Genomic DNA, 14271 nt, shown 5'->3' with positions numbered 1-14271 from the left:
GCACCGCGCCTCCCGGGCTCGTGGACGGGCCCCCGACGGGGCCGGGGAGGCGCGGTATCTGCCGTGGGCGAACAGCCCGGAACCCGTGCGTTGGCTCCGATAGATTCGACGACAAGCGACAACGAATGGGAGCTCCACCATGGCCGACGTGACACTGCCCAACAGTGTTTTTGACCGACTGCTCAAAGACCGGATCATCTGGCTCGGCTCTGAGGTCCGCGACGAGAACGCCAACGAGATCGCCGCGAAACTGCTGCTGCTCGCTGCGGAAGACAGCGAGAAGGACATCTACCTCTACATCAACTCGCCCGGCGGGTCGATCACGGCGGGCATGGCGATCTACGACGCCATGGAGTTCGTGCCGAACGACATCGTCACCGTCGGCATCGGCATGGCCGCGTCGATGGGCCAGCTGCTCCTGACGGCGGGCACCAAGGGCAAGCGCTACATCACGCCGAACGCGCGCGTCCTGCTGCACCAGCCGCACGGCGGGTTCGGCGGCACCTCGTCGGACATCCAGACGCAGGCGCAGCTCATCCTCTCGATGAAGCGTCGACTGGCCGAGATCACGGCCGCACAGACGGGCAAGACCGTCGAGCAGATCAACGAAGACGGCGACCGCGACCGCTGGTTCACCGCCGAGGAGGCCCTCGAGTACGGCTTCGTCGACCACATCCGCGGCTCGGCCACCGACGTCGTCGGCGGCGCCGGCACCGACCAGGCCTAGGCCCTCCGCCCCTTCGTCAGAACGAGAAAGAGAAGAACTCATGGAACTCCCGATGATGGGTGGCGCGGGTCGAGTGCAGACCCCCAGCTCCCGGTACATTCTGCCCAGCTTCGAAGAGCGGACGGCCTACGGCTACAAGCGTCAGGACCCGTACGCGAAGCTGTTCGAAGACCGCATCGTCTTCCTCGGCGTGCAGGTCGACGACGCCTCGGCCGACGACATCATGGCCCAGCTGCTCGTGCTCGAGAGCATGGACCCCGACCGCGACATCACGCTGTACATCAACTCGCCCGGTGGCTCGTTCACGGCCATGACGGCCATCTACGACACGATGCAGTACATCCGTCCCGAGATCCAGACGGTCTGCCTCGGTCAGGCCGCCTCGGCCGCGGCCGTCCTGCTCGCCGCGGGTCAGCCCGGCAAGCGACTCGCCCTGCCCAACGCCCGCGTGCTGATCCACCAGCCCGCGACCGGTGGTAGTAGCGGCGGCCAGGCCTCGGACATCGAGATCCAGGCCGCCGAGGTGCTCCGCATGCGCACCTGGCTCGAAGAGACCCTGTCGAAGCACTCGAACAAGACGCCCGAGCAGGTGAACCGCGACATCGAGCGCGACAACATCCTCGGTGCGCAGGAGGCCCTCGACTACGGTCTCGTCGACCAGGTCCTCGGTTCGCGCAAGAACCAGCCGGCGGCGCTCACGCGCTGATCACGGCACGACGACGACGGCCCCGGGCACCCGCCCGGGGCCGTCGTCGTGTCGACGGGCGGACGGATGCCCCGGCGTCCGTCCGCCACCACCGCGGATGTGCTCGAACCCCCCGGGTCGGTCCGTGAGTGTCGGCGGATCGGGTTAGGCTCGTCCCACACGACGACCGGTCCCGGTCGATGACCTCAGCCAATCAGGGAGGCCGAGCATGGCGCGCATAGGTGAGAGTGCCGATCTGCTCAAATGCTCGTTCTGCGGCAAGAGCCAGAAGCAGGTCCAGCAGCTGATCGCCGGTCCCGGCGTCTACATCTGCGACGAATGCGTCGAGCTCTGCAACGAGATCATCGAAGAGCGCCTCGCCGAGGCCGGCGACGAACCCGCGAGCGAGTTCGACCTGCCCAAGCCCCGCGAGATCTACTCGTTCCTCGAAGAGTACGTGATCGGTCAGGACGCCGCGAAGCGTGCGCTGTCCGTGGCCGTCTACAACCACTACAAGCGGATCCGTGCCGCCTCCACCCTCACGGCCGCCGAGTCGCTGGCCGACGAGGTCGAGATCTCGAAGTCGAACATCCTCTTGATCGGCCCGACCGGCTGCGGCAAGACCTACCTGGCCCAGACCCTCGCCAAGCGACTCAACGTGCCGTTCGCCGTCGCCGACGCCACGGCCCTGACCGAGGCGGGTTACGTCGGCGAAGACGTCGAGAACATCCTGCTCAAGCTGATCCAGGCTGCCGACTACGACGTCAAGCGGGCCGAGACCGGCATCATCTACATCGACGAGATCGACAAGATCGCCCGCAAGGCCGAGAACCCGTCCATCACGCGAGACGTCTCGGGCGAGGGCGTGCAACAGGCACTGCTCAAGATTCTCGAGGGCACCGTGGCCTCGGTGCCGCCGCAGGGTGGCCGCAAGCACCCCCACCAAGAATTCATCCAGGTCGACACGACCAACGTGCTGTTCATCGTCGCCGGGGCGTTCGCCGGACTCGAGGACATCATCTCGAACCGCGCCGGCAAGCGCGGCATCGGCTTCGGCGCCCCGCTGCACAGCAAAGAGGACGAGGCGGCCCTCTTCAGCGAGGTCCTGCCCGAAGACCTGCACAAGTTCGGTCTGATCCCCGAGTTCATCGGCCGTCTGCCCGTGGTGACCACGGTGACGCAGCTCGACCAGCCGGCCTTGATGCAGATCCTCACCGAGCCCAAGAACGCCCTCGTGCGGCAGTACCAGCGCATGTTCGAGATCGACGGGGTCGAGCTCGAGTTCGATCGCGGCGCCCTCGAGGCGATCGCCGACCTGGCCGTCCTGCGCCAGACCGGTGCCCGTGGTCTCCGCGCCATCCTCGAAGAGGTCCTCGGGCCGATCATGTTCGACGTCCCGTCCGACGACACCGTCGGGCGCGTCGTCATCACGCGGGCGTCGGTGCTCGAGAACGCCGCGCCCACGATCGTGCCGCGCCTCGTCGAGCAGCGCACCGAGAAGTCCGCCTAGCAGCGACGTCAGAACGCCCCGGCCGGTTCGGCCGGGGCGTTCTCGTGTCAGGCGAGGCCGCGCCGCGCGAGCAGCGGCTCGACGCGGGCGTCCCGCCCACGGAAGTCGCGGTAGGCCTCGAGGGGGTCCTTCGCGCCGCCGACGCCCAGCAGGCGTGCGCGGAACCGGTCGCCGTTGTCGCGGGTCAGCCCGCCGTTCTGCTCGAACCACTCGACCGTGTCGGCGTCGAGCACCTCGCTCCAGATGTACGAGTAGTAGCCGGCGTCGTAGCCCCCCGAGAAGGTGTGCGCGAAGTACGTGCTCGAGTAGCGGGTGGGGACCGACGCGAGGTCGAGGCCGACCGCGGCCAGCGCCTCCTGCTCGAACGCCTCGACGTCGGTGACCGCCGCGGCCTCGGCCGACGAGAGGGCGTGCCAGGCCTGGTCGAGCAGGGCCGCCGCGAGGTACTCGCTCGTCTCGAAACCCTGGTTGAAGCCCTGGGAGGCGAGGAGGGCGTCCACCAGTCGTTGCGGCAGCCGGTCGCCGGTCTCGTGGTGAACGGCGTAGTTCGCGAGCACCTCCGGCCAGAGCATCCACATCTCGTTCACCTGGCTGGGGAACTCGACGAAGTCGCGGAAGACGTTGGTGCCCGAGAAGCTCGGGTAGGTCACCCGGGCGACGAGACCGTGCAGGGCATGCCCGAACTCGTGGAAGAACGTGGTCACCTCGTCGAGCGTGAGGAGGGTCGGCTGGTCGGCCGGCGGCTTCGGGACGTTGAGGTTGTTCACCACGACGGTGGGCAGCCCGGTGAGCGACGACTGCGAGACGAGCGGGTTCATCCAGGCGCCGCCGCGCTTGCTGTCGCGCGTGTAGAGGTCGAGGACGTAGAGGCCGACGTCGCCGCCGTCGGCGTCGGTCACCTCGAAGACCCGCGCGTCGGGGTGGTAGCCCGTCAGGTCGGCGCGTTCGGCGAACCGCAGGCCGTAGAGCAGCCCCGCGGCGAAGAAGACGCCGTCCTGCAGCACGCGCTCGGCCTCGAAGTACGGGCGCATCGCGGCCGTGTCGACGTCGTGCTCCTCGGCGCGCACCCGTTCGGTGTAGAAGGCCCAGTCCGAGGCCCGGATCGTCCGGCCGGCGACGCGCTCGAGTTCGGCCTGCTCGGCGCGGGCGTTCCGGGCGGCAGGAGGCGCCAGTCGCCCGAGCAGGTCGGCCACCGCCCCGGGGGTGCCCGCGGTCTCGCCCGCCGTGACGTAGGCGGCGTGCGACGCGAAGCCGAGCAGTTCGGCCCGCTCGGCGCGCAGCCGGGCGATCTCGAGGACGAGTTCGCGGTTGTCGTGGTCGCCTCCGCGCCGTCCACGCGAGAGCGACGCCTGCATGATCCGATCGCGGAGTCCCTCGTCGGTCAGGCTCGCCAGGTAGGGGTGCCCGCTGAAGAGGACGAGCGTGATGACGTAGCGGCCCTCGAGCCCTCGCTCTCGGGCCGCCTCGGCGGCGGCCGCGATCGCCCCGGCGTCGAGTCCGTCGAGTTCGGCGACGTCGTCGACCACGACGGCGAGGTCGTTCGTGTCGGCCAGCAGGTTCTTCTCGAACCTCGTGGACAGGGTGGAGAGCCGGCCGTTGAGGTCGCGGAGGCGGACCTTGTCGTCGTCGGCGAGGGCGGCTCCCGAGCGGGTGGCCTCGGCGACGAGCCGCTCGACGAGGTAGCGCTGCTCGGCGGTCAGGTCGAGGGCGTCGCGGCGCTCGTGCACGCTGCGGAGACGGGCGAAGAGCCGCGGGTCGAGTCGGATCGCGTCGGCGTGCGCCGCGAGCCGCGGGGCGAGTTCGAGTTCGAGGGCGTCGGTGGCCTCGGTCGAGTCCGACGAGGTCTTGTTGAAGAAGACGTGCTGGACACGGGCGAGGATGGCGCCGCTGCGTTCGAGGGCGGCGACCGTGTTCTCGAAGGTCGGCTCGGCCGGGTCGGTCGCGATCGCCTCGACCTCGGCCAGCTGTTCGGCGAACCCGGCGTCGAACGCGGGGCCGTAGTCGTCGTCGGTGATGCTCGCGAACGGCGGCAGGGAGTACGGCAGCGTGCTGGGGGAGAGGAACGGGTTCGTCATCAGCCCACACTAGGAGGCGCGCTAGGGTCGCCGCATGAGCGAACGCCCCGAGACGCCCGCCCGGTACACCCACGGCCACCACGAGAGCGTGCTACGGAGCCACGCGTGGCGGACGGTCGAGAACTCGGCCGCGTACCTCGAGCCGCACCTCGTGCCCGGGGTCAGCGTCCTCGACGTCGGGTCGGGGCCGGGGACCATCACCGTCGACATCGCCGGCCGCGTCGCGCCCGGTCGCGTGATCGGCATCGACGCCGCCGCCGGCATCGTCGAGCAGGCGACGTCGCTCGCGGTCGGGGCGGGGCTCCACAACGTCCACTTCGAGACCGCCGACCTGTTCGCCCTGCCGTTCGACGACGACGCCTTCGACGTGGTGCACGCGCACCAGGTCCTGCAGCACGTCGGCGACCCGGTCGCCGCCCTGCGCGAGATGCGCCGGGTGGCGCGGCCCGGGGGAGTCGTCGCCGTCCGCGACGTCGACTACCACGGCTGCGTCTGGGCACCCGAGAACCCGGGTCTCGACCGGTGGATGGACGTCTACCAGACCGTGCACCGGGGCAACGGCGGTGAACCCGACGCCGGGAGGCGCCTCAAGGGGTGGGCGCTCGAGGCGGGCTTCGTCGACGTGGCGAGCAGCGCCTCCGTGTGGTGCTTCGCGTCCGACGAGGACCGCACGTGGTGGGGCGACAGCTGGGCGGCCCGCGCGACGGAGTCGGCGTTCTACGCCGACGCGATCGAGAAGGACGCCGCCACGCACGACGAACTGCACGCGATCGCCGACGCCTGGCGCTCCTGGCGCGACGCCCCCGACGGCTGGTTGATCATGCCGCACGGCGAGCTGCTCGCCCGCGCCTGACGGCTCACGACGTCCCCGGTGGACACGACGTGGCGCGCACCACGAGAGGTGGGCGGCCCGTCGTGGCTCCGAGGACGGGCCGGTTCAGTCGTCGTCGCCCTCGGCGTCGACGGGCTCGTGGATGCGGGCCTCGCCGGTGACGGCGTCGACCCGGATGACCGTGCCGTCGTCGAGCTCGACGACGGGGCGACGCTCGAGCCAGGTCAGCGTCCAGCGCCACGACGTGGCGTCGACGCCCTGGTCGGACAGTTCCCGCTCGACCTGGGCGACCGCCCCGAGGACCGCGGCGGGCAGCTCGGCCGGAGCCGCGCCTCCGACGCTCCACCGCGTACCGAGCTGCATCAGGCACCCGCCGTCGGGGCCGGAGCGGCCGTAGTGCCGGCACCGGAGGCGGACGCGCCGGCGTCGGCCGGCACCTCGGCGAACACGATGTCGCCGACCGCCAACTCGTCACCCTCGGCGAAGGACAGCTCGGCGATCTTGCCGACCGCGGCGAGGTCGCCCGCCGCGAGCTTCACGAGGTCGAGCTGGGCCGAGGGGCCCGTGATGACGGCCGAGGCCACCGGGGTCTTCTGCGAGGCCTTGGCGTCCGACTTCGCCCGCCGGACGAAGATCAGTGCCTGCCCGACGAGCCCGACGAGGCCGGACGAGGTCTCGCCCTCGGAGAGTCCGAGCTCGTCGACCGTCGGCCACGCGGCCCGGTGCACCGAGTCGTCGTGCGTCCAGGACCAGACCTCTTCGGTCGCGAACGGCAGGTAGGGCGCGAGCAGACGCAGCAGGCCCTCGAGCACCGTGCGCAGCGCGAGCACGGCCGAGGCCTGCTCGGCCGGCGTGGTGGCGCCGTAGGCGCGCTCCTTCACGAGTTCGAGGTAGTCGTCGCAGAACGTCCAGAAGAACTTCTCGGTCGTCTCGAGCGCTCGGGCGTGGTCGTAGCCCTCGAGCGCCTCGGTCGCGGTCTCGATCACGGCGGCGAAGGACGCGAGGAGGTCGCGGTCGAGCGGCTGGGTGATCTCGAACTCACCCGACGGCAGCTCGAACGAGTACACGAACTTGGCGGCGTTGAGCACCTTGATCGCCAGACGGCGACCGATCTTGATCTGCTTGGGGTTCTGGGGGTCGAACGCCGCGTCGGTGCCCAGGCGGCTCGACGCCGCCCAGTAGCGCACCGAGTCCGAGCCGTGGTCGTCGAGCATGGCGGCCGGGGTCACCACGTTGCCCTTCGACTTCGACATCTTCTTGCGGTCGGGGTCGACGATGAAGCCCGAGATCGACGCGTTCTTCCACGGCACGGTGCCCGACTCGAGCTGCGACCGCAGCATCGTCGAGAAGAGCCAGGTGCGGATGATGTCCTGCCCCTGGGGGCGCACGTCGTACGGGAACACGAGGTCGAACAGCTCGGGGTCGCGCTCCCACCCGCCGGCCAGCTGCGGGGTGAGCGACGAGGTCGCCCAGGTGTCCATGACGTCGACCTCGCCGACGAATCCGCCGGGCACGCCCCGCTGCGACTCGTCGTATCCGGGGGCGGCCTGGGACGCCGGGTCGATGGGGAGCTGCGCCTCGGTGGGAACGATCACCTGGTCGAAGACGGGGTTGCCGTCGCCGTCGAGCGGGTACCAGACCGGGATGGGCACGCCGAAGAAGCGCTGGCGCGAGATCAGCCAGTCGCCGTTGAGGCCGTTGACCCAGTTGTCGTAGCGGACGCGCATGAAGTCGGGGTGGAAGGCCACCTCACCGCCGCGCTCGAGGAGCGAACCCTTCAGCTGCTCGTCTCGGGCGCCGTTGACGATGTACCACTGACGCGTCGACACGATCTCGAGCGGCTTGTCACCCTTCTCGAAGAACTTGACCGGGTGCGAGATCTTGCGGATCTCGCCCACGAGCTCACCCGACGCGGTCAACTGCTCGACCACGGACTGCTTGGCGCTGAAGACCGTCTTGCCGGCCAGCTGCGCATAGGAGGCGCGCCCCGCCTCGGACGTGATCGCCTCGGGGGCCTCGCTGACGAAGCGGCCGTCGAAGCCGATCACGGCACGGTTCGGCAGCTGCAGCTCGCGCCACCAGACCACGTCGTTGGTGTCGCCGAAGGTGCAGACCATGGCGATGCCCGATCCCTTGTCGGGCTGTGCGAGGTGGTGGGCCACCACCGGCACCTCGACGTCGAACAACGGCGACCGGACGGTCGTGCCGAACAGCGCCTGGTAGCGCTCGTCGTCGGGGTGCGCGACGAGGGCCACGCAGGCCGGCAGCAGCTCGGGCCGCGTGGTGTCGATCAGCACGTCGCCCTGACCGTCGGTGCGGTGGAACGCCAGCTTGTGGTAGGCCCCGGGCATCTCTTTGTCCTCGAGCTCGGCCTGCGCCACGGCCGTGCGGAACGTGACGTCCCAGAGCGTGGGGGCGTCGGCCTGGTAGGCCTCGCCGCGGGCCAGGTTGCGGAGGAACGCCTTCTGGGCGATGGCCTGCGAGTCGTCGTCGATGGTGCGGTAGCTCTGGGTCCAGTCGACCGAGAGGCCGAGCTTCCGCCAGACGTCCTCGAACTGCTTCTCGTCCTCGACGGTGAGTCGCTCGCACAGCTCGATGAAGTTGCGGCGCGAGATCGGCACCTGGTCGGCAGCCTTCGACGACTTGTTGTCGCCCCCCTCGAAGGGCGGGGTGAAGTCGGCGTCGTAGGGAAGCGACGGGTCGCAGCGCACACCGTAGAAGTTCTGCACGCGACGCTCGGTGGGCAGTCCGTTGTCGTCCCATCCCATCGGGTAGAACACGCGCTTGCCGCGCATGCGCTCGAACCGGGCCTTGACGTCGGTGTGCGTGTAGCTGAACACGTGACCGATGTGCAGGCTGCCCGAGGCGGTCGGCGGCGGGGTGTCGACCGAGAACACGGAGGCGCGGGTCGCGTCGGTGCGGTCGAAGCGGTAGGTGCCGTCGGCCTCCCAGACCTGACCCCAACGGGCCTCGAGTCCTTCGAGGGCGGGCTTCTCGGGCATCGCTGACGGCATGGTCTTCTCCGGTTCTGTGGACGGCACCGTGTCGGTGGGGAGGTGCCTGGTTGTGGGACTCCGACCAGTGTACGCACCCCCGCGAGGGCTCCTCGTGGACCGCCACCGCGCCTCCTGCGCGCTGCGGTGGCTGCACGCCTGCACGCCCTGCACTGGTACTGACATGGCGGTTCTGTTAGGCTCGACGGGTTTTTTGCCGACGCTGGGGTCGACTGCCACCGCCCGACGACCTGGAGGCCTCACCCGATGTCAGCCAAGAAGAACGACAGCAAGAAGCCCGCCCGCCGCAGCCTGACCACCGACGACGTCACCGTCGTCGAAGAGGGTCTGCTCAAGCGCGCGGTCAGCGCCGCAGCCCTCGGAAACGCCATGGAGTGGTTCGACTTCGGCGTCTACGCCTACATCACGACGACCATCGCCCAGGTGTTCTTCCCGCCGGGCAACGACGCGCTCAACATCCTGTTCACCTTCGGCACGTTCACCGCCGCGTTCATCGTGCGGCCGATCGGCGGCGCGTTCTTCGGCCCGCTCGGCGACCGCATCGGACGCCAGAAGGTGCTCGCCCTCACGATGATCCTGATGGCCGCGGGGACGCTCGCCATCGGCCTGATCCCGTCGTACGCGACCATCGGCCTCTGGGCGCCCGTCCTGCTGCTGTTGGCGCGCCTCCTGCAGGGCTTCTCGACCGGCGGCGAGTACGGAGGCGCGGCCACGTTCATCGCCGAGTACTCGCCCGACAAGCGCCGCGGCTTCATGGGCTCGTGGCTCGAGTTCGGCACGCTCGCCGGCTACGTGCTCGGCGCCTCGCTGGTCACCGGCCTCCAGCTCGGCATGAGCGAGGAGGCGCTGCTCGCCTGGGGCTGGCGCATCCCGTTCCTGATCGCCGGACCGCTCGGCCTGATCGGGCTCTACCTGCGCCTCAAGCTCGAAGAGACGCCGGCCTTCCAGAAGCAGCAGGAAGAAGCCGCCGGTCGCGAACACGTGAAGGTGCCGCTCGTGAAGCTCTTCGCCGAGAACTGGCGGGCGTTGATTGTCTGCATCGGTCTGGTGCTCGTCTTCAACGTGACCGACTACATGCTGCTGTCGTACATGCCGACCTACCTCACCAACACGCTGGGCCGCAGTGCGACCTCGGGGCTGTTGCTCGTCATCGTCGTGATGGTGCTGATGATGATCGTCATCACGTTCAGCGGACGCCTGAGCGACCGGTTCGGCCGTCGACCGGTGCTGTTCGCCGGCTGCATCGGATTCTTGGTGCTGTCGTGGCCGGCGCTCAAGCTCGTGCAGTCCGAGAGCACGCCGCTCGTCTTCGTCGGCCTGCTGGTGCTCGGCCTGGTGCTCGTCACGTTCACGTCGACCATGCCGTCGACGCTGCCCGCGCTGTTCCCGACGATCATCCGCTACGGCGCACTGGCCATCGCGTTCAACGTGTCCGTCTCGCTCTTCGGCGGCACCACGCCCTTGGCCACCGAGGCGCTGGTCGTCTGGGCCGAGGGCGAGGGCTTCTCCTGGGCCCACGACATCCCCGCCTTCTACCTCATGGCCGCGGCCGTGATCGGCCTCGTCGCCGTGTGGTTCACGAAGGAGACCGCCAACGAGCCGCTGCTCGGCTCGGGCCCCTCGGTCGCGACCGACGACGAGGCGCGCGAGCTGGTCGAGGCCTACGCCGACGAGTCGAGCGAGGTCGCGAAGTCGGACTGGGCGCTCGAGTGGGCGCAGTCCGGCCTCATCGACGTGGTCGACCCGAAGGCCGCCGAGGCCGACGCCGCCCGCCGCGGCTGAGGCGGCCGCTGGCCCCGGCGGGCGGGGCCGGGTCCGTCCCGGGGTAGGGCCCGGCTAGGGGTCGGGCCCGGCTAGGGGCGGGCGGCGAGCAGGGCGCGGGTGTGGGCGTGCTGCGGGGCGGAGAACACGTCGGCCGTGCGGCCCTGCTCGACGACCCGGCCCTCGTGCATCACGGCCACGCGATCGGACATGTGCTCGACGACGTCCAGGTCGTGCGAGATGAAGACGTAGGCGAGCCCGTCCTGTCGCTGCAACTCGTCGAGGAGGTCGAGCACCTGGGCCTGGACCGAGACGTCGAGGGCCGAGACCGGCTCGTCGCAGACGATCACGCGGGGCCGCGGGGCCAGGGCGCGGGCGATCGCCACCCGCTGCCGCTGTCCGCCCGACAGGGTGTCGGGCCGACGCGTCACCGTGTCGGCGTCGAGTCCGACCCGTGCCAGCAGGGCGACGACCTCGGGCTCGACGGGACCGAGGCGCGTGTTGCGGCCCGACGTCAGCGCGTCGGCCAGCAGACGGCCGACCGTGAACCGGGGGTCGAACGAGCTCGTGGGGTCCTGGTAGACGGCGCCGAGGTCGCCACGGCGGGGACGACGGTCGCGCTCGCGGGCCGGGGCCCAGGACGTGCCGAGCAGGTCGACCGTCCCGGCGTCGGGGTCGTCGAGGCCGAGCAGCAGGCGGGCCGTCGTCGTCTTGCCCGAACCCGACGCACCGACGAGGCCGAGCGTCTCGCCGGCCCCGAGCGAGAGCGAGACGTCGTCCACGGCGACCCGGTCGGGCCCCCGGCGCCCCGGGAAGACCCGGCGCAGGCCCGTCGCCACGAGGACGGGGCCGGACGGGGGAGTCGTCGCCGCGACCGGCGTCGACGGGCCGGGAGCGCCTCCTGGGCCGGGCGCGTCGGAGGCGACCGGCGTCGTCGACGCGGGCGCGCCTCCTGCGTCCGGGCCGTCGGAGGTCGTGGGGGCGGAGAGGCGGCGACCCCGCGGGGCCCCTCCCGGCAGGGCGGCGATGAGCATGCGCGTGTAGTCGGCCTGCGGCGAGTCGAGCACGGTCGCCGTGTCACCCTGCTCGACGACGTGCCCGTCGCGCATCACGACCACGCGGTCGGCCAGGCGCCGGACGACCCCGAGGTCGTGACTGATCGCGAGGACGGCCGTGCCCGTGTCGCGCAGGGCGGCGAGTCGGTCGACGACGAGACGCTGCACCTCGGCGTCGAGGGCGGTGGTGGGCTCGTCGGCGACGATCACGCCGGGTCGCAGGGCGAGGGCCGCGGCGATGAGCGCCCGCTGCCGCAGTCCGCCCGACAGCTCGCCCGACCGCAGCCCCCGGCGCACCTCGGGGTCGGGCATGCCGACCTCGGTGAGGGCCTCCCGCACGCGGGCTCGGCGGGCGGCCGGCGAGAGTCGCGTGTGCAGTCGTAGCGCGTCGTCGATCTCGCGGCCGACCGGGCGCAGGGGGTCGAGCGAGACCAGGGCGTCCTGCAGCACGAGTCCGATGCGCGGTCCCCGCAGCCGACGCCAGCCCCGTTCGGACAGGGTGAGCAGGTCGTCGTCACCGAGCCGCAGGGCGTCGGCCGTCACGGTGCCACCGGTCAGCCCGAGCAGGGCCCGCGCGGTCACGCTCTTGCCCGAGCCGGACTCGCCGACCAGGGCCACGCATTCGCCGCGACCCATCGAGAACGACACGTCGTCGACGGCCGTCGCCCCGCCGAAGGTGACGTGCAGGCTGTCGACGACGAGGTCGTCCGAGGAGGCGCGGTGCCGGTCGCGGGGAGCGGCACCGGTCGCCAGCGGGTCCGTGGTCATCGCCGTCCTCCTCGTCCGCGTCGTGCGAGACCTCGCCCCAGCACCGTGGCCGAGGCAGCGGTCACCACGACGGCGAGCCCCGGGAAGACGGTCATCCACCAGGCGACCGCGAGGTACGTGCGCCCGGCCGAGAGCATCGCGCCCCACTCGGGTGCCGGGGGCGGTGACCCCAGCCCGAGGTAGCTCAGCGACGAGGCCCAGACCACGGCCTGACCGAGACCCAAGGTGGCGAGCACGACCACGGGGGCGAGGGCGTTCGGCAGCACGTGACGCACGAGGACGAGCCCGGGGCGACGGCCGAGCACGGTCGCGGCCTCGACCATTGGCGACCGGCGGACGGCCGCCACCTGGCTGCGGACGATCCGCGCGTACCCCGGCGCGGTCGCGAGGCCGACGGCGATCGTCGCCGGCACGGCCCCCGGCCCGGTGAAGGCGATGACGACGAGCGCCAGCAGGAGGCCGGGCAGGGCGAAGAGCACCTCGAGGACGCGGCTCACGCCGGCGTCGGTCGCGCGGCCGACGAGGCCGCGACCGCCGAGGCCCGCCAGGACGCCGAGGACCACGCCGAGTCCCGTCCCGATCATCGTGGCGACCAGGCCGATCGTCAGCGAGGCACCGGCTCCGTGGACGACGCGGGTCCACACGCCTCGCCCCGACTCGTCGGTGCCGAACGGGTGCGTGAGCGACGGACCGGCGAACGCGTCGGTCGGCGACACGGCGAGCGGGTCGGCGGGGGCCAACAGGCCCGGTGCGACCGCCATCACGACCAGCAGCGAGAGCAGTGCGGCCGCCACGAGTTCGGTCGGGCCGAGCGGCAGGCGCCGCCGGGCGGTGCGGGACGAGGAGGCGCGGGCCGGGTCGGCACCCCGGGGCAGGTCGGGCAGCGCCGTCATGCCGCGCGTCCTCTCGGGTCGACCGCGCGTTCGGCCAGGTCGCCGAGCGCGACCACGACGACGTAGGCGAGCGCGGAGACCAGGGCGACGCCGGTCACGAGCGGGATGTCGCGCAGCGTGACCGCGCCGAGCAGGGTGCGACCGAGACCCGGGCGGGCGAAGACCGACTCGACCACGACCGCGCCGCTGAGCAACGAGCCGAAGGCCCAGCCCGACAGGGCGAGCCCGGGCAGCGCCGCGTGTCGGAGCAGGTGGCGGACGAAGAGTCCCGACGGGCCCTCGCCCCGGGCACGTGCCGAGAGGGCGAACGGGGTGGCCGCCGCGTCGAGCAGCGAGTCGCGGGTGACCTGCCCGAGGAACCCGGCGACGGGGATCGCCAGGGTGACGACCGGGAGGACGAGTCCCGCGGGGGTTCCCGTGCTCACCGGGGGCAGCAGCCCGAGCCGGGTGCTGAAGACGAGGATGAGCAGACTCGCCAGCCAGAAGTGCGGCACGGCCGAGGCGACGACCTCGAGACCCGACGACACCGCGGAGGCGATCCGGCCGCCGAGGGTCGCCCACCAGGCCGTCGCGATCGCGATCGACCAGGCCACCACCAGGGCGAGCAGCGCGAGACCGATCGTGCCCGGCAACTGGTCGAGCAGCAACCGGCCGACGTCGGTCCGCAGCGAGTACGACGTCCCGAGGTCGCCCGTGGCGAGCCGTCCGAGCTGCGCGAGGTACTGCACGAACAACGGCTGGTCCAGGCCGTACTGTCGACGGACGGAGTCGAGGGCCTCGGCCGAGGCCTGCGACCCCGGACCCCCGAGGATCGCCTCGGCCGGGTCGCCCGGGACGAGCCGGATGGCGAAGAAGATCAGCGTCGCGACGGCCCAGAGCACGAAGACCGCGCCGAGCAGGCGGCCGACGAGCCACCGACCCGCCCGTCGCCACCGCCCCGGACGCACTCGA

The 14271-nt window shown here is 71.3% G+C and carries 11 protein-coding genes; 5 read left to right on the top strand and 6 right to left on the bottom strand.

Features of this window, described 5'->3' with window-relative positions:
* The first annotated feature begins 139 nt into the window (after nucleotides 1–139).
* The 3 genes from HQQ78_RS08745 to clpX all read left to right on the top strand — a co-directional run bounded on the left by HQQ78_RS08745 (nucleotide 140) and on the right by clpX (nucleotide 2922).
* Nucleotides 140–727: an ATP-dependent Clp protease proteolytic subunit gene (locus HQQ78_RS08745; RefSeq protein ID WP_043597035.1), complete on the top strand. Its 588-nt coding sequence runs from the start codon at nucleotides 140–142 to the stop codon at nucleotides 725–727.
* 40 nt (nucleotides 728–767) lie between these two features.
* Nucleotides 768–1433, top strand: coding sequence for an ATP-dependent Clp protease proteolytic subunit (locus tag HQQ78_RS08740; protein WP_056048376.1), 666 nt, complete (start codon nucleotides 768–770; stop codon nucleotides 1431–1433).
* 208 nt (nucleotides 1434–1641) lie between these two features.
* Entirely contained in the window at nucleotides 1642–2922 is a 1281-nt protein-coding gene (clpX, locus tag HQQ78_RS08735; protein WP_043597039.1) for an ATP-dependent Clp protease ATP-binding subunit ClpX, read from the top strand.
* Between the two features lie 47 nt (nucleotides 2923–2969).
* Here clpX and HQQ78_RS08730 read toward each other — a convergent pair whose 3' ends face one another.
* Nucleotides 2970–4997 carry a M3 family metallopeptidase gene (locus tag HQQ78_RS08730; protein WP_173152518.1) on the bottom strand — a complete coding sequence of 676 codons (2028 nt, stop codon included), beginning with the start codon at nucleotides 4995–4997 and terminating at the stop codon, nucleotides 2970–2972.
* Nucleotides 4998–5031: 34 nt separating this feature from the next.
* Between HQQ78_RS08730 and HQQ78_RS08725 the strand changes: the two genes are divergently transcribed.
* Nucleotides 5032–5850, top strand: coding sequence for a methyltransferase domain-containing protein (locus HQQ78_RS08725; protein WP_159826923.1), 819 nt, complete (start codon nucleotides 5032–5034; stop codon nucleotides 5848–5850).
* An 84-nt stretch (nucleotides 5851–5934) separates the two neighbouring features.
* Here HQQ78_RS08725 and HQQ78_RS08720 read toward each other — a convergent pair whose 3' ends face one another.
* On the bottom strand, nucleotides 5935–6192 hold the full coding sequence (locus HQQ78_RS08720; protein ID WP_123571857.1) for a hypothetical protein: 258 nt from the start codon (nucleotides 6190–6192) through the stop codon (nucleotides 5935–5937).
* Nucleotides 6192–8831: a valine--tRNA ligase gene (valS, locus tag HQQ78_RS08715; RefSeq protein ID WP_173152515.1), complete on the bottom strand. Its 2640-nt coding sequence runs from the start codon at nucleotides 8829–8831 to the stop codon at nucleotides 6192–6194. The genes HQQ78_RS08720 and valS overlap by 1 nt, the downstream gene beginning before the upstream one ends.
* A gap of 258 nt (nucleotides 8832–9089) precedes the next feature.
* On the opposite strand from valS, the gene proP reads away from it, so the two are divergent.
* On the top strand, nucleotides 9090–10625 hold the full coding sequence (proP, locus tag HQQ78_RS08710; RefSeq protein WP_123571855.1) for a glycine betaine/L-proline transporter ProP: 1536 nt from the start codon (nucleotides 9090–9092) through the stop codon (nucleotides 10623–10625).
* Between the two features lie 71 nt (nucleotides 10626–10696).
* Here the strand turns inward: proP and HQQ78_RS08705 are convergent, their stop codons facing one another.
* Genes HQQ78_RS08705 through HQQ78_RS08695 form a run of 3 tightly spaced genes read right to left on the bottom strand, consistent with a single transcriptional unit; the run spans nucleotide 10697 to nucleotide 14267 of the window.
* Nucleotides 10697–12427, bottom strand: a complete 1731-nt coding sequence (locus HQQ78_RS08705) for an ABC transporter ATP-binding protein (protein ID WP_173152512.1) — start codon at nucleotides 12425–12427, stop codon at nucleotides 10697–10699.
* A complete protein-coding gene (locus HQQ78_RS08700; RefSeq protein WP_173152509.1) occupies nucleotides 12424–13320 on the bottom strand; it encodes an ABC transporter permease in 897 nt (298 codons plus the stop codon). The genes HQQ78_RS08705 and HQQ78_RS08700 overlap by 4 nt, the downstream gene beginning before the upstream one ends.
* The gene (locus HQQ78_RS08695) at nucleotides 13317–14267 is read right to left on the bottom strand and encodes an ABC transporter permease (protein WP_173152506.1); all 951 of its coding nucleotides are present in this window, start codon (nucleotides 14265–14267) and stop codon (nucleotides 13317–13319) included. The genes HQQ78_RS08700 and HQQ78_RS08695 overlap by 4 nt, the downstream gene beginning before the upstream one ends.
* Between the last annotated feature and the right edge of the window lie 4 nt (nucleotides 14268–14271).

It is taken from the genome of Frigoribacterium sp. VKM Ac-2859, assembly GCF_013204925.1.
Classification (GTDB): Bacteria; Actinomycetota; Actinomycetes; order Actinomycetales; family Microbacteriaceae; genus Frigoribacterium.
The sequence above is the reverse complement of the archived record's forward strand: the minus strand, read 5'-3'. Positions and strand labels throughout refer to the sequence as shown.